This is a genomic window from Sorangium sp. So ce124, from assembly GCF_051525235.1.
GTDB lineage: Bacteria > Myxococcota_A > Polyangia > Polyangiales > Polyangiaceae > Sorangium > Sorangium atrum.
Genome location: NZ_CP150312.1, coordinates 7,801,084 through 7,816,285 on the forward strand (window position 1 = coordinate 7,801,084; position 15,202 = coordinate 7,816,285).

The following is a 15,202-nucleotide window of genomic DNA, read 5'->3' on the forward strand; positions in this document are numbered from 1 at the left end:
GGGCCTGCGACCGCGAGGTCAGCGACCTCCAGCGCATCGGACTCGTTCGCATTTCGGCCACGCTCCGTCCCCACGAGCACACGACCCACACCCGCGCGGGAAGGCTGCGGGCGGCCGTCGTGGCTGCTCACGCGCGGCAGCAGAAGGGCGCCGTGCCTACATGGGCAACAGGCGCTCCCCCTTCGGGGCCGCGTGACGGAGCGATGGTATCAGATGAAAGTGTCCATGATTGACGCGGGCGACGCGTCGACAGCAACGCTAGCACCAGGGCCAGAGATCGCCCAGCACTTTCTGCGTCTGTGGAGAAGAGCTGTGCGCGTGGTGCTCTCGCGCTGTGCTCGCGGAGCGTTCGTGTCCTCTTTTACTTCCGCTTCCGCTTCTTCTCCGCCTCACGAGCCACAGGAGCGCGCGGGCGCGCCTGGGCGCCGAGCCGCAGATCAGAACGCGATGCGCAGCCCCACGCCGAGGGGGACCGCTCCAGGCGACGCGCCGACGGCGCCCGGACCGACGAGGAGGCGCGCGGCGGCCGGCCCGCGCGCATCGAGCCCTTTCCGCAGCACCCGCTTCTTGCCGATCACGTAGAGCGGCAGGCCGACGCCAACCGCAGCCACGCCCCCGGCCGCCGTCGCCAGGGCCACCGTGTACGTGTCACGGTGCTCCGTGGCGGCCTCGTCGTGGTTCGCGGTGATCAGCACCGCGCCGGTGACGAGGGCGGCTGCTCCGAGGCTCGCGAGGACGATGCCCGAGACCATCATGACCGTGCTGTTCCGCTCGGTCGTCCGCTCCACGAAGTCGCGGAGCTCTCTCTTCGTCGCCTCGATCTCCAGCTCGATCTGGCGCCCGTGGGCGTCTCGCATGTCCTCGTCTTCAACAAAATCGTGGACGGCGTCCGCCTCGTACTTGAGCGCCTTGATCCTCGCCTCGTACGCAGCGACCGTCGCCTCCCACATCGCCTGCGGCGGGAGCCCCTCCACGGCCGGCGCGGCAGGGGGCGCGGAGGGCGCGAGCTGCGGGGGCGGCGTGCGGTCCGCGCCCTCCGCCGGCGCCTGCGCGGCCGCGCTCGACGCGAGCACCGCGCCGGCAAGGGCGAGCGCCCACGCGACGAGGCGGCGGCGCACCGCCGACGCGGCAGTGGAAGACACGCGCGCCGGGGGCGCGGAGGGATGCGCGAAACGGGAATGGACTCGTCCCATCGGCGAGCGGCATACCTCAACGGTGGCGCAGCGACATCCGTCGCGTCCCGCTCGCCGGCTTACGCTCGCGATCGCGGCGCGCTCACCCCTCCCGCGGCCGGCCGCGGCGCTTGCTCCCCTCCCCGTCCCCGACCGGCCGCGCCTCGGCGGCCACGCGGAGCAGCTCCTGGAAGTGCCGCTCCACCGGGCCGAGATCGATGCCATCCATGAACGAGGTGAACGCGAAAAAAGGCAGCAGCGTCTGCCAGGCGCGCAGCCAGCCCGGCAGGTAGCGCGGCCGCTCCAGCACGCCGGCCGCGCGCAGCTCCGCCAGCACCGCGATGTCGTCGAGCGCGATCCGGCCGCAGACGAGCAGCTCCACCTCGTCGCGCAGGCCGCCGCGCAGGACCGCGGCCAGGAAGGCATAGACCTCGAGCAGGCCGGCCAGGTAGCAGGCGTCCTTCGTGAAGGGCGCGCCGCCCTCGACGAGCCCGCCGTGGCAGACGCGCTGGGCGTCGAAATAGGCGTCGCGGCGGCCGGCGCCGCGCTCGCGCAGGTACCTGTAGAGATCGAGGAAGCTCGCGCCCTGCTCTGCCATGTCCACGAGCCGCACCCGCTCCGCGAGCCGGGTGAGGCGGCCGATGGAGAGCGAGCGGCTGTACAGCTCGGCGAAGATGGCGAGCCCCTCCTGCGTGCGCGTGGTGCGGGGGCCGCCCGACCGCAGGAACGCGCACCGCGGCTGCGCCGCGCCGTTGTGCGCGGTGAGCGCGTGCGTCTCCACCTCGTGGTGCCACAGCCCCTCGGCCTCCCAGGACGCGAATGTGGCCTCCGGGCGGATGCGGACGCGGCTCATGCCGGCCACCACCTTGGCCGTGATCCGCGGGTCGAGCACGATCTCGATGTCGAGCGGCGGCGTCCGCGCGGCGACGCGGGCGGCGAGCAGATCCCGGAGCGCGCCCGCGTCGAGCGGCTCCTCCTCGGGATCGCTGGCCTCGTCCCAGCCGTGGACGCGCAGGCGCGCGGTGAGGTGCTCGGCGAGGTCGATGTTGCGGACCTCGCCGCCGAAGAACCGCGAGCGCGCGCCGCCGTAGAGCGCCCGCGACCGCTCGGCGAACTCGCGGGTCCCCGCCGCCTCGAGCAGCTCCGCGGCCTGGATCTGCGCGCGGACGTTGTCCCGCAGCCAGCCGAGCGCGGGCGCGTCGCCGTCGATCGATCCGAGCAGCTCGCGCAGCTCGGCGATGCGCCGCGCGAGCCCATCGCGATCCACGCGGTGCTCGATCTCGGGGAGGCGGTCCTCGCCGGCGGCGAAGAAGCGCTCCTCGACCTCGCGAGGCCAGGCGATGTCCTCGAGCAGCCGGAGCGCCTTGCCCTCGGAGAGGCGGGCGCCGACCCGATCGAGCTGCTCCAGCACGGCGCGGTCGATGCTCATGGCCCCATGCTCGCGCGAACCGCGGGGCGCGGAAAGCCGCCGGCGCGGGCGCTTGCGGCTCCGGCGCGGATCCGCGAGGGCGCGCGCCGGCGCTCCCCGTGGCCACGCCGAGCATGTTGTTCAGCTCCTCGCATCCGGGATACATTGGAGCCTGAACAGCGATGAATGATGATCCCCAGCTGGCACACTGTACAGCACGAATCGGAACGGTCCTCCGGGGCAAATGGCGCATCGATTCGCTTATCGGCGTCGGCGGGATGGCTGCGGTTTACGAGGCGACACACAGGATCGGCCGGCGCTGCGCGATCAAAATCCTCCATCCGGAAATCGCGGTCTCGAAGGAGCTTCGAGCCAGGTTCGAGCAAGAGGCGCTCGCGGTAAACCAGCTCGGTCACCCCGCAGCCGTCAATGTCCTCGACATCGACACGAGCGAAGATGGCTCGCCGTTCCTGGTGATGGAGTTGCTCGACGGTGAATCGCTCGGCAAGCGCGCCCACGGCTCCGGCGGCATCACGGAGCGCGAGCTGCTCCGCGTTGTCTCGACCGTGCTCGAAGTGCTCGAAGTCGCGCACGGGCTCGGCATCGTCCATCGAGACATCAAGCCTGACAATCTGTTTTTGACCTCTTCAGGCGGCGTCAAGGTCCTCGACTTCGGGATCGCTCGAATGCAACAGGGCGGCTCCAACGTTCATACACGCACCGGCGCGATGCTCGGGACTATACCTTACATGTCGCCCGAACAGCTCACGGGTGGCCAGATCGATGGGCGGGCCGACGTCTTCGCCGTTGGCGCGACGATGTTTCGAATCCTAGCAAAACGCCGTGTGCACGAGGGCTCCATGGAAAGCGAGCTCCTCATCAAAATGGCGACGCAGCCTGCGCCGGCGCTGCGCACCGTTGCCCCCTCTGTCAGCCCAGAGGTTTGCGCCATCGTCGATCGCGCGCTCGCTTTCGATCCATCGCGCCGCTATCCGACGGCCCGCGCCATGCGCGAAGACATCGAGCGCGTTCTGGGCGCCAATGCTGCCCCTCACGCGCCAGCCCCAGTGTCGATCCGAGCCGACGTGTCGTCTCCCATCAGCGTCGATGGCCCGACGATGGCCGCTCCCGCTCCCGGCCAAGCGATGCAGGCACCGATGGTCGTACCCGTGCCGCCTCGTTCTGCTGCAACCAGCCCACGAGCGAGCTCGAATTCGCCATTCTTGATGATTGCAGTGATTACCTCGTTTGCTGTCGCCGTTTGCCTCGCCGCCGTCTTCTTCGTTGTTCGTTCGCGAGACTCCGCCGAAGGCACTCGTGAGAGCGCGGACGACGAGACAGCGCAAGAGGACAAGACGAGCGGCAGCTCTGGCACGATGGCCACGTCTTCCCCAACCAGCACGCCATCCACGCCATCCTCGACCGCTGCGCCCCCATCGACGCGCCGGCCAGCCCCCAATGGCAAGTATCGCCTCCTCGTCAAAGATGGCAAATATCCATTTTGCGTCACGTCGAAACTGAAACACGCCTATCCGGTACGCACGAATGACGAGGGCGTCAAAGTGTGCAGCGGCACCCCCGATGGGCCCATTCCGATTGAAGGCCTCAAAGCCTATCACCCCTCCGAGCTTCAATGGGAATAGCTTTGTGAGGAGCGGCGGCCTCGTCTTGCACCGAGGCGGCTTGCCGAAGAGCACGCAGCCGCCCAGCTCTTTGATCGCTGGCCCCCGCTCTCTTCATCGCTCCTTCGGGGCGGGGCTGGAGGTTCCGGCGATGCGGGCGGCGACCAGCGAGCTACAGTTCGATGCACTGTGGACATCCTTGTAGGCCGATGTCGGCATACGGAACCAGATACGCGAACATAGCGGAATTGCACGGATTTTCCGTACGGAGGGTGGGTTGAGCAGGATGTCCACTCGGACGGCGGCGCGGTTCCTCCGCTCTCAGCGCCTTTGTGCGTGTACAGTCCTCGGCATGCCAGGGACAATCCCACCCAAGGGGCCCTCAAGCACCGACGACGTCACGGTGCCGATGCTCGGGAGACAACGCGACGCATCCGTCGTTGAGCTCACAAGCTCGGCGCTGGTGGAAGAAATCGAGACTGCGGCGCGGCCGTGGTCGGACGACGCACCCACGTTGGTGCGCTCAGACGACAGAGCGCCAGCGCTGATCGGGAGCTTGATCTCGGAGCGGTACCGCGTCCACGAGCTCATCGGGGAGGGGGGCATGGGAGCCGTGTACCGCGGCGAGCAGGTGCACCTCCGCAAGCAGGTCGCGATCAAAGTCCTCCAGCCGAGCGCCCGGAACCTCCCCCAGATCGTGGCGCGGTTCGAGCGCGAGGCGATCGCGGGGGCGCATATCCAGCATCCGAACGTGGTCTCGGCAAGCGACTTCGGTCAGCTCGCGGATCGGTCGCATTTTCTCGTCCTCGAGTATGTCGAGGGCACCCCGCTCCAGGACGTGATCGCCTCGGCACCGCTCCCCGCGCGGCGCGCGCTCCACGTCGCGCGGCAGATCGCGTCTGCTCTGGAGGCGGTGCACGCGAAGGGGATCGTGCACCGCGATGTGAAGCCGCAGAACGTCCTTCTCGGCGCCCGTGATCAGGTGAAGCTCATCGATTTCGGCCTCGCCAAGGTGAACGTTGAGCTCCTGTCCACGGAGAGCCGCGAGGCCGCGCGCAAAGGCCAGGACCTCACCGCTGCCGACCAGGTCCTCGGCACGCTCAGTTATCTCGCGCCGGAGGCCGTGCGCGGCATGGATGCCGTCGATGCTCGCGCAGATCTTTATGCACTTGGAATCATTTTGTACGAAATGCTGTCCGGGAGAAGCCCGTTCGACGCGAGCGACGGCCAATCTTCCTTCCGGAAGCGGCTCCTGGAGGATGCGCCCCCCCTCCGCCAGCGTGCTCCGGGATCAGGCATCCGCCCCGAAGTGGAGGCGCTCGTGATGCGGCTCGTCCAGCGAGACCCAATCCAGCGCTATCCGACGGCCACGAACGTGATCGCGGCCATCGACGGGGCCATTGCGGCGATGGAGAACGCGCCGAGGCAGCTCGAGCCGACCGTTGCGATGCAGCCCGGTGCTCCGGGGCACCAGACGAGCGCGACATCGCTCGCGTCCAGGTGGAGCTCGCCGGCGATGCGGCCGTGGCTCATTGCGTCCATCGTCGTGTCGCTCTTGCTCAGCGTCGCGCTCTTGATCGCCATCCTGCTCAGCTGACAGAGACTCACAATGGCCACATCGAGAGAGCAGGCTCGTCGCTCGGCGGCAGCTCCATGAGCCCCGTCGGCTCGGTCCCCCGCCGCTGACGCGCGCCACGGCCGCGCAGGGCGCCCTTCGCGAGGTGAGCTCCCTCAGCGACGCGGAAGCGGGGCCCCCGCCGGGATCCGCCCTTCCTCGACGGCCACGACGTAGGGCGGCAGGCGGCCCGACCGCACCGCGCGGACGTCGGCGCGCATCGTCGCCGCGTCTGGGTAACGCTCGACCTTGTCGAACGCGAGGGCACGGTCCACGACGTCGCACACCTCCGAGGGCACGTCCGGCGCGCACTGCGCGAGCGACGGCGCCCGCGCCGTCGCCGCGGCGATGAGCAGGCGCGCCTCGGCCACGTGGCCGTGGATCGCGCGACCGGAGAGCAGCCGAAACATCGTGGCGCCCAGGCCGAAGACGTCGGTCCGGCCGTCGATCTCGCGGACCATCCCCCTCGCCTGCTCTGGCGCCATGTACTCGCACGTGCCGAGCGCCACGCCCGTCTTCGTGGCCGTCTTCTCCGGCAGCTCCCCCATCCCGAAAGGAAGCGGATCGAGCACGCGGGCGATCCCGAAATCGAGCACCTTCACCCGCCCATCGCTCCCGATATGCAGGTTCTCGGGCTTGATGTCCCGGTGAACGACGCCGTACGCGTGCGCCACGACCAGCACATCGAGGACCCGCTCGGCGAGCGCCAGCACCTCGCCCACCGCGAGCGTCCCCACCCGGGCCATGCGGTCGAAGACCGTCTCGCCCTCGAGCACCTCCATCGCGAGGTAAGCGGCGCCGTCGTCCGCGACGCCCGACTCCAGCACGAGCGGCAGCCCCTCGCAGAGCGGGCCGACAGCCGCCAGGGCGCTGCCGATCGGGCCCTCGCGCAGGAAGCGCTTCCGGAGCTCCTCGATCTGGCTCAGCGACGGGTGCAGGACCTTCACCGCCGCGACGCAGCCGTCAGCGCGCCGGCCAAGGAAGACGCTCGCCATCCCGCCGCCACCGAGCACGCGCTCCACCGTCCAGGTCCCGATCTGGGTGCCGATGCGCCGCGCCGCGAGCTCCTCGTCGTCCATCGAGCGGGCGGATGGTACCATACCGTTCACCAGGAGCGATCTGGAGTACGTAGCTGCGCCGCTCCTCGGCGCGGGCGAGGTCCACGCGCGGAGAGTAGACGCTGGGACCCTTGATCCGACCTGCGAGAGAGCAGCGCATGAGCGCGACGCGACGATCAGTCGGGGCATGGGGCCCCGCAGGCCATGACGTTGCCAGGACAGGCTTCTATCTGCCCGAGACACGTGCCGATGACGCAATCGGAGCCAGGCGTGCAGTACACCAGACATGGAGCGCTCGTCATGCAATTGACCGAGCAATCACCTTCGCACCAGATCTTGTGCATCCCCGCTCCCATGCAGTTCACCAGCGCGTCTCGGCGCGCCCCGATGTCGCAGACGGTCCCGTCCTGACAAGCGATCTGGCACGGTTCATCGCACACGTGATCGCAGTCGTTTGTCAGCATACAGCTGGTCCGCTGCGACGCGCCGCGCCCTTCCTCGGGGCCGCGGCTCGATGGGCCAGGGAGGCGAGCTCTCGTGTCGCCCTTCTTCTCGGGGCCGGGATCCGGAGCCTTTGCCAGGGGGCGATCCGCCGCCGGGCCACCGGGAACCTTGGCGGGCGGTGAGGCCGCCGGTCGCTGCGCGCCGGTCGCCCCCGGCGATCTCGCGTCGGGCTCGACGTTCACCGCACGGAGAACCACGGCGGCGAGCACGCCCGCGGCGAGCAGCGGGAACGCCAGCACGGCCCATCGCAGCCTCCGTCCACGTACCGTGGTCGCGGTCCACGGCGTCGCCTGGGTGAACCCCGACGCCGCCGGTGAGGGGGCACGAGCCGGAGCGACGGCCGATCCGCCGCCCGGGACGCCCTGCGCGCTCGACCTATTCGGGGCGCTGGCGATGGAGACATCGCGGATGACGCTCCCCATGTCACCTGCCGGCGGCGAGGCGGGATGCAGGCCACCGGCGCCCGAGGCGCGCACCGAGACGGCCGAGGAGGGGGCGAGCCCCTGCGGCATCCACACCGTCGTGGCGGTGCTGAGCGGATCCGCCGCGGGAGCCCCGGCCGCGCCGAACCGCAGGGCAAAAGCGGGCGGTTGACCGGCGAGGACCGCGCGCACGTCCTGCTGCATGACCGTCGCGCTCGGGTAGCGCTCGCCTCGATCGAACGCGAGCGCGCGATCGACGACGGCGCACACCCACTGCGGGGTCTCCGGAGCGACGCTCGCGAGCGGCGGCGCAGGCAGCGTGGCCATCTTGACGACCAGATCGGTGTCAGAGCTCGCGTCATGGAGGCGCCGCTTCGTGATCAGACGAAACATCGTCGCTCCGACCGCGAACAGATCGGCACGCGCGTCGATCTCGTCGCCTCTGACTTGCTCCGGTGGCATGTAGGCGACCGTGCCGAGCGTCGTTCCCGTGCGCGTCCGGACGTAGTCGGCCGCGGCCTGCCTGACGCGGGCGACGCCGAAGTCGAGCACTTTCAGGCGCCCGTCGCGGAGGCGGAACAGGTTGTCTGGCTTGATGTCGCGGTGGATGATGCCGTGCGCATGGGCCGCTGCCAGCACGTCCAGCAGCCCGTCCACCATGGCCAGCAGCTCGGCCATGTCCATCCTGCCCAGGCGCCTGGCGTACCCGGCGAGCGACTCACCATCGAGCAGCTCCATGACGAGGAACGGGCAGCCGTCCGCCGTCGTGTCGATATCGCGTATTTCCACCGCGCCGGGATGGACGAATCGATTGACGGCTTGCGCTTCCTGATCGAACCGCGCGCGCAGCTCGGGCATGCGCGCGATCTCGGGGTGGAGGATCTTGATGGCATCTCGCCGCCCGATCTTGTGCGCGCCGACGTAAACAGCGGCCATGCCGCCCGAGCCCAACAACCGCTCGATCGTCCACTTCCCGCACAACACGGTGCCGACTCTGCGCTGCAGTTCCTGGTCGTCCATATCCGGGTTCAGGGTTGCTAATTTGTCGAACGGAGTCCTCGCGGCGCCCCAGCACCGCCCTGACCGTCGCCCATCCTAGCCGATTGGCCGTGGCGTCGTGACCGCGCGACACTCGGCGTGCCGTCCCGGGTGTGTCGACGACCGAGCGCAGCCGCAGGCCGACCAGGCCAACCCAAAGTGCCCGAGTCGAGACCAGCGCCCTGCCCGAGGCACGCGTGTCGCGCGACGAGGGAGCGTGACCGTGGATCCGCCCGAAAACCGATGGTACCGTCGCCGCGATGTCGGGGAGCGTGGATCAGCTCGAGGAACACCGCGCGGCGCTCACAGGGCACTGTTACCGGATGCTCGGTTCCGTGGTCGACGCCGACGACGCCGTGCAGGAGACCATGGTGCGCGCCTGGCGGAGCCTCGACAAGTTCGACGGGCGATCGTCGCTGCGCACCTGGCTGTACCGCATCGCGACGAACGTCTGCCTCGACGCGCGGGCCGATCGCGCGCGCCGGGCGCGCCCGCTCGAGGAAGGCCCTGTCGGCACCGTGGACGACGAGCTCCAGACGCGCCCGCGCACGCACTGGCTGGAGCCCGTCCCCGACGCGCACGCCCTCCCGGCGGACATCGACGCCGCGGAGCGGGTGGTGCTCCGCCAGAGCATCCGCCTCGCGTTCGTCGCGGCGCTCCAGCACCTGCCGCCGAAGCAGCGGGCCGCGCTGCTGCTCACGGAGGTGCTCGGGTGGTCCGCCGCCGAGGTCGCCGACAGCCTCAGCACCTCGGTCGCCGCGATCAACAGCGCGCTCCAGCGCGCGCGGGCGACGCTCGCGAGCCGCGATCTCGGCGACGTGCGCGCCGCGCTGCCGGAGCCAGAGGCCGCTCTGGTCGACCGCTACGTCACCGCCTTCGAGCAGTACGACGTGGACAGGCTCGCGGCGCTGCTGCACGAGGACGCGACCCTGTCGATGCCGCCTTTCACCCTCTGGCTCCGCGGCCCCGACGCCATCCGCGCGTGGCTGCTGGGCCGGGGCGCGGGCTGCCGCGGCTCGCGGCTCGTGCCGACGGCCGCCTGCGGCTCGCCGGCGTTCGGCCAGTACCGCCCCGCGCCGGAGGGCGGCCACCGGGCCTGGGCGCTCATCGTGCTCGAGCTCGCGGGGGACCGCATCGCCAGCATGACGTCCTTCCTCGACACCGAGACGCTCTTCCCGCGGTTCGGCCTGCCGCTCGATCTCCCCGCGTAGCCCCCGCGCCCGGCCGGATCGGGGCGGCGACTTTTTTTTCGGGTCGACCGATGAGTCCCGGCGCAGGCGGGGGTCTGTGGGGGTGAACTCCGGCACGACGGCCCCCATGGCCGCGATCGTGGCCGGCATCACCCGGCGTCCATGCTCGAACAGGAGAAGAGGACCATGACAACGAACAGCGCTCGCAAGATCTTCGTCAACCTGGCCGTCCGCGACCTGAAGCGGTCGATGGAGTTCTTCGCGAAGCTCGGCTTCGAGTTCAACCCGCAGTTCACGGACAACAACGCCGCCTGCATGATCGTCAGCCAGGAAGCCTTCGTGATGCTCCTCGCGGAGCCGTTCTTCAAGGGCTTCACGAAGCGGGAGATCTGCGACACGCGCACGCACACGGAGGGGATGTTCGCGCTCTCGTGCAGCAGCCGGGCCGAGGTCGACGAGATCGTGAAGAAGGCGATCGCGGCGGGCGGATCGCACGCCATGGATCCGCAGGATCACGGCTTCATGTACGGCTGGAGCTTCTACGACATCGATGGTCACCACTGGGAGGTCGTCTGGATGGCCCCCGAGGCGATCCAGTCGTAGCCGCGCCTCGACGAAGGAGAAGGAGGAGAGCCATGGTCGAGAGCCAAACAGCGAACAGCGATAGCTTCCAGGTCACGACGCCGTCGGCGGACGAGGTCCGCATGACGCGCCTGTTCGACGCGCCGAGGCGCCTCGTGTTCGAGGCGATGACGAGGCCCGAGCACATCAGGCGGTGGTGGGGCTGTCTGGGCGAGGGTTACTCGGTGCCCGTCTGCGAGATGGACCTGCGGCCGGGCGGCAAGTGGCGCTTCGTGAACCGCCACCCCGGGGGCGAGGCCGCCTTCCACGGCGAGAACCAGGAGATCACGCCGACGAGCCGGCTCGTGTTCACCGAGATCTTCGAGCAGTTTCCGGACACCGTCACGGTGGTGACGGCGGTCTTCACCGACGAGGGCGAAAAGACGCGGCTCACGGCCACGGTGCGTTATCCGTCGACGGAAGTGCGCGACATCGTCCTCGCGTCCGGGATGCCCAAGGGCGCGGGCATCAGCTACGACCGCCTCGAAGATCTGGTCGCGCAGCTGCAGCAGCGATGAGCCGACCGGCCGGCTGTGAGCGGGCGCGGCCCTACCGGCCCGCGCTCGCTCGCCCGCGCCGCTCGGCGAGCACCTGCCGCAGCGTCGCGCCGCCCACGGGCTTCGTGAGGTGCAGGTCGAAGCCGGCGTGCCTCGACGTGGCCTGGTCCTCGGGTCCACCGTAGCCCGAGAACGCCACCAGGTAGAGCGCGTCGCCCCCGGGCGCGGCCCGCGCGCGGCGGGCGACCTCGTGGCCATCGATGCCCGGCAGGCCGATGTCGATGAAGGCCACCTCCGGGCGCAGCTCCAGGAGCTTCGTCACGCCGTCCAGCCCGTCCACCGCGACCGTCACCTCGTGCCCCAGCGCCTCGATGAACTCGCTCATCACCCGGCGCACGTCCTCCACGTCCTCCACGACGAGCACCCGGCGCCGCTCGGCGGCCTCCGCCGGCGGCGGGGCGGCGGGCGGCTCGGCGCCCAGTACGGGGGGCGGCAGCGGCGCGCCCCGGCCGAGCGGAAGGCGCACGATGAACTCGCTGCCCTGGCCCGGTCCGGCGCTCTCCGCGACGACGCTGCCGCCGTGCATCTCCACCAGCCGCCGCACCAGCGTGAGCCCGAGGCCGAGCCCGCCCGTGCTGCGGTCGATGCTCTGATCGACCTGCGTGAAGAGCTCGAACACCCGCTCGAGCATCGCCGCCGGGATGCCGCGGCCCGTGTCGCGCACCCGCAGCACGGCCTCGGGCGCGCCGCCCGCCGCCTCACGGGTCAGGCGCACCGAGATGGCTCCCTCCGGCGGCGTGTACTTCGCGGCGTTCGTCAGGAGGTTCGTGACCACCTGCTCGAGCCGCGTGGCGTCGGCCCGCATCCCGAAGTCCCCCGGCCCGACCTCGACCGAGAGCGCGTGGCGCCGCGCCTCTACGGCCGGGCTCACCGCGGCGGCGGCGCTCCTCACCGCTGCCGCGAGATCGACGTCCTCCAGGCGCAGCTCCACCGTGCCGCGCGTGATGCGCGACACGTCGAGGAGATCGTCCACCAGGCGCACGAGGTTGCCCACCTGCCGCCGGGCGATCTCGCGGTAGCGCGCCGACCTGGGCGCCTCGCCCGCCAGATCGCCGAGCAGCGTGAGCGACAGGCTGATGGCGGCCAGCGGGTTGCGGAGCTCGTGCGCGAGCGTCGCGAGGAACTCGTCCTTGCGCTGATCCGCGAGCTTCAGCGCCTCGACGAGCGCCTCCACGCGCCGGCGGGCGTTCACCTGGTCGGTCACCTCGAAGGCGAACACGAAGATGCCCTCGACCGCCCCGTCGCGGTCGCGCATCGGCTGGAAGACGAAGTTGAAGAAGCCCTCCTCCGTCGTGCCCTTGCCCTTGCGATCGAGCCGCACCGCGAGCTCCCTTCCCACGAAGGGCTCACCGGTGCGGGTCACGGTGTGGAGGAGATCCGGGATGGATTGCCCCTCGAGCTCGGGCAGGGCGGCCAGGATGGGCTTGCCCACCTGCGCTCGTCCGCCGACGAGCTGCTGGTAGAGCGGATTGACCACCTCGAAGACGTGCTCCGGCCCGCGGAGGATCGCGATGGGCCCCGGGGCCTGCATGAAGAGGTCGTTCAGGTACTGGCGCTGCCCCTCGGCTTCCCTCCGCCGGCGCGCGAGCTCCACGTGGATGCGCACGCGCGCAAGCAGCTCCCTCGCGGAGAACGGCTTCACGAGGAAGTCGTCGGCGCCGGCCCCGAGGCTGTCGACGCGCACCTCCTCGCCCGCGCGCGCGGAGAGCATCATCAAGGCGACGCCGCGGGTGCGCTCGTCGGCGCGCAGCGCCTTGAGCAGGCCGAAGCCGTCGAGCCGCGGCATCATCACGTCGGTGAGCACGAGGTCCGGGACATGGGCCCGGGCGCTCTCCAGCGCGGCCTGGCCGTCGGCCACGGCCTCCACCGTCCACCGCTCGGCGAGGAGCAGCCGCTGCACGTAATCGCGCATGTCCGCGTTGTCGTCCGCGACGAGGATGTGACCCGGCCGCTTCGGGGCCGGGCGCTCCTCCGCCGGCAGGGCGCCCAGCGCCCGCTCGTCGCGCCCCCACTGCGCGGCCTCGTCGAGGAAGGGCGCCGCGCCGCGCGCCTCCGCCGCGGCCGGCGCGGGGGCGAGGTCGATGCGATCCGCGGGCAGGTGCGCCTTCCCGAGCGGGATCGCGACCGAGAAGCGGCTGCCCGCGCCGAGGCGGCTCTCCACGGCCACGCTGCCGCCGTGGAGCTTCGCGAGCTCTCGCACCAGCGCGAGGCCGATGCCGCTGCCCTCGTAGCTGCGGCCCCTGGCCCCCTCGACGCGGTAGAACCGATCGAACACGCGCGGCAGCTCCTCCTCCGGAATGCCGGTGCCCGTGTCCTCGACCGACAGGACGATCCGCCCCCCGGCCTCCTCCAGCGTCACCCGGACGCCCCCCGAAAACGTGAATTTGAAGGCGTTCGAGATGAGGTTGAGCACGATCTTCTCCCAGAGCTCGCGGTCGACGTAGGCCGGCTCGGAGAGGGGCGGGCACTCCACCGTGAGGGCGAGGCCGGCCCGATCCATGAGCGAGCGGAACGAGCTCGCCAGCTCCGCGGTGAAGGAGCCGAGATCGGTAGGCTGGTAGCTGGCCTGGATGCGGCCCGCCTCGATGCGCGAGAAATCGAGCAGCGTGTTGACGAGCCGGAGGAGCCGGAGGCTGTTGCGGTAGACGATCGCGAGGCGGTCGCGCTGCGGCGCGGGCAAGGGGTGCTCGGCGTCCGAGAGGCCGTCCTCGACGGGCCCCAGGATCAGCGTGAGCGGCGTGCGGAACTCGTGGCTGATGTTGCTGAAGAACACCGTCTTGGCGCGGTCGAGCTCGGCGAGCGCGTCCAGCCTGCGCCGCTCCTCCTCGCTGGCCCGGGCGTTCTGGAGGGCCGCGGCGCCGTGGCCGGCCAGGAGCCGCAGGAAGCGGCGGTAGTCGTCGTCGAGCACAAGCCGGGGGCTGGCGCCCGCGACGAGGAAGCCGGCCGGACGACCTCCGTTGCCGGCGCGGGGGAGCGGCAGCACCACCGCCTGGCGAGCGGCCTCCGGCCACGGCCCCCCCGGAAGGGAGCCGACGCCTGCGGGCAGCTCCGACAGCTCCACCTCCACGTCCTCGCGCAACACGCGGTGCAGCGGCCACGGCGCGCCGGCCGCCGCGCCGAGCTCCACCTCCGCCGGCGCCGCCGCGTGGCCCGGGTCGAGCCCGGCGGTCCCCGCGAGCCGGGCGGCCGCGCCGTCGTCGTCCACGAGATAGAGCAGGGCGAAGGCCACGTCGCGCCCGGCCTCTGCCAGGGTCTCCATCGTCACCCGACAGACGTCCTGAATGCTCCTGGCATCCGCCGCCCTCGCCGCCAGCGCCCCGAGGATCTGCAGCCGTCGCTGTCCGAGGATGTACCCTGTGCTCTCGGAGCACGCGACGAGGATGCCCGCGACAGCGCCCCTCTCGTCCCGGATGGGGCTCTGACCGTAGCTGAAGTAGCACTCCTCCATGAAGCCGTGCCGATCGAGGACGAGCAGGCCATCGCGGACGTAGGTGGCCCCTCCCGCGAAGACCTTCTCGATCATCGGCTCGAGGATCTCCCAGATCTCCTTCCAGCACGCGCGGCCCGCCTGACCCATGGCGGCCGGGTGCTTCTTGGAACCGAGGATCGGGCGGTAGCCGTCGTTGTAAAACTGGATGAGCTCCCGGCCCCACCAGAGGAACATGGGGTGTTCGGACGAGAGCAGGATGGACAGCGCTGTCCGCAGCGACTGGGGCCATGCCTCGACCGGGCCCAGCGCTGTCTGCGACCAGTCGATCGAGCGTATCAGCGCCCCCGTCTCCCCGCCGCCGGCGAGCGCGCCGCCGGCCGGATCCGGCCCAGCCCCGGCGCTCGCTTTCTCGACGCGCCCCGCGCCGGTCCGCTCCTCGACGCGGTCGTGCTGGCCGGTGCGCCGTCTCGCCATGGCGAACACCTGCTTTCTTACCACAGCCGAGTCCAGCCATCCTCGGCGCCGCGACGCCGGGGACGGTCGCCCGCTCGGCTCGACGACCATC

Annotated in this window: 10 protein-coding genes; 5 read left to right on the forward strand and 5 right to left on the reverse strand. The window is 70.8% G+C overall.

Annotated elements, in window-relative coordinates; genetic code table 11:
- Positions 1 to 437 precede the first annotated feature (437 nt).
- Complete coding sequence (locus WMF19_RS29170) at positions 438 to 1,142, reverse strand: hypothetical protein (RefSeq protein WP_437893340.1); 705 nt, start codon at positions 1,140 to 1,142, stop codon at positions 438 to 440.
- A gap of 133 nt (positions 1,143 to 1,275) precedes the next feature.
- Positions 1,276 to 2,601, reverse strand: a complete 1,326-nt coding sequence (locus tag WMF19_RS29175; protein ID WP_437893341.1) for a flavohemoglobin expression-modulating QEGLA motif protein — start codon at positions 2,599 to 2,601, stop codon at positions 1,276 to 1,278.
- 161 nt (positions 2,602 to 2,762) lie between these two features.
- Between WMF19_RS29175 and WMF19_RS29180 the strand changes: the two genes are divergently transcribed.
- Positions 2,763 to 4,223: a serine/threonine protein kinase gene (locus tag WMF19_RS29180; RefSeq protein ID WP_437893342.1), complete on the forward strand. Its 1,461-nt coding sequence runs from the start codon at positions 2,763 to 2,765 to the stop codon at positions 4,221 to 4,223.
- A 535-nt stretch (positions 4,224 to 4,758) separates the two neighbouring features.
- Positions 4,759 to 5,799, forward strand: a complete 1,041-nt coding sequence (locus WMF19_RS29185; protein WP_437893343.1) for a serine/threonine-protein kinase — start codon at positions 4,759 to 4,761, stop codon at positions 5,797 to 5,799.
- Between the two features lie 134 nt (positions 5,800 to 5,933).
- On the opposite strand, the gene WMF19_RS29190 is transcribed toward WMF19_RS29185, so the two are convergent.
- Together WMF19_RS29190 and WMF19_RS29195 are read right to left on the reverse strand one after the other, a co-directional pair.
- A complete protein-coding gene (locus WMF19_RS29190) occupies positions 5,934 to 6,917 on the reverse strand; it encodes a serine/threonine-protein kinase (RefSeq protein ID WP_437893344.1) in 984 nt (327 codons plus the stop codon).
- 134 nt (positions 6,918 to 7,051) lie between these two features.
- Positions 7,052 to 8,785: a serine/threonine protein kinase gene (locus WMF19_RS29195; protein ID WP_437893345.1), complete on the reverse strand. Its 1,734-nt coding sequence runs from the start codon at positions 8,783 to 8,785 to the stop codon at positions 7,052 to 7,054.
- A 314-nt stretch (positions 8,786 to 9,099) separates the two neighbouring features.
- On the opposite strand from WMF19_RS29195, the gene WMF19_RS29200 reads away from it, so the two are divergent.
- From WMF19_RS29200 to WMF19_RS29210, 3 genes are all read left to right on the forward strand, one after another.
- Positions 9,100 to 10,050 (forward strand): sigma-70 family RNA polymerase sigma factor, encoded by a 951-nt coding sequence (locus tag WMF19_RS29200; protein WP_437893346.1) that lies wholly within the window; start codon positions 9,100 to 9,102, stop codon positions 10,048 to 10,050.
- A 165-nt stretch (positions 10,051 to 10,215) separates the two neighbouring features.
- A complete protein-coding gene (locus WMF19_RS29205; RefSeq protein ID WP_437893347.1) occupies positions 10,216 to 10,632 on the forward strand; it encodes a VOC family protein in 417 nt (138 codons plus the stop codon).
- Between the two features lie 32 nt (positions 10,633 to 10,664).
- Positions 10,665 to 11,168 (forward strand): SRPBCC family protein, encoded by a 504-nt coding sequence (locus WMF19_RS29210; protein ID WP_272094057.1) that lies wholly within the window; start codon positions 10,665 to 10,667, stop codon positions 11,166 to 11,168.
- A gap of 31 nt (positions 11,169 to 11,199) precedes the next feature.
- Here the strand turns inward: WMF19_RS29210 and WMF19_RS29215 are convergent, their stop codons facing one another.
- Positions 11,200 to 15,111 (reverse strand): ATP-binding protein, encoded by a 3,912-nt coding sequence (locus WMF19_RS29215; RefSeq protein WP_437893348.1) that lies wholly within the window; start codon positions 15,109 to 15,111, stop codon positions 11,200 to 11,202.
- Positions 15,112 to 15,202 lie beyond the last annotated feature (91 nt).

Bases quoted from the DNA above. Each gene is read 5' to 3' on its own strand.
- WMF19_RS29175 (WP_437893341.1), bottom strand. From the start codon at position 2,601: ATGAGCATCGACCGCGCCGTGCTGGAGCAGCTCGATCGGGTCGGCGCC.
- WMF19_RS29180 (WP_437893342.1), top strand. From the start codon at position 2,763: ATGAATGATGATCCCCAGCTGGCACACTGTACAGCACGAATCGGAACG.
- WMF19_RS29190 (WP_437893344.1), bottom strand. From the start codon at position 6,917: ATGGTACCATCCGCCCGCTCGATGGACGACGAGGAGCTCGCGGCGCGG.
- WMF19_RS29200 (WP_437893346.1), top strand. From the start codon at position 9,100: ATGTCGGGGAGCGTGGATCAGCTCGAGGAACACCGCGCGGCGCTCACA.
- WMF19_RS29205 (WP_437893347.1), top strand. From the start codon at position 10,216: ATGACAACGAACAGCGCTCGCAAGATCTTCGTCAACCTGGCCGTCCGC.
- WMF19_RS29210 (WP_272094057.1), top strand. From the start codon at position 10,665: ATGGTCGAGAGCCAAACAGCGAACAGCGATAGCTTCCAGGTCACGACG.
- WMF19_RS29215 (WP_437893348.1), bottom strand. From the start codon at position 15,111: ATGGCGAGACGGCGCACCGGCCAGCACGACCGCGTCGAGGAGCGGACC.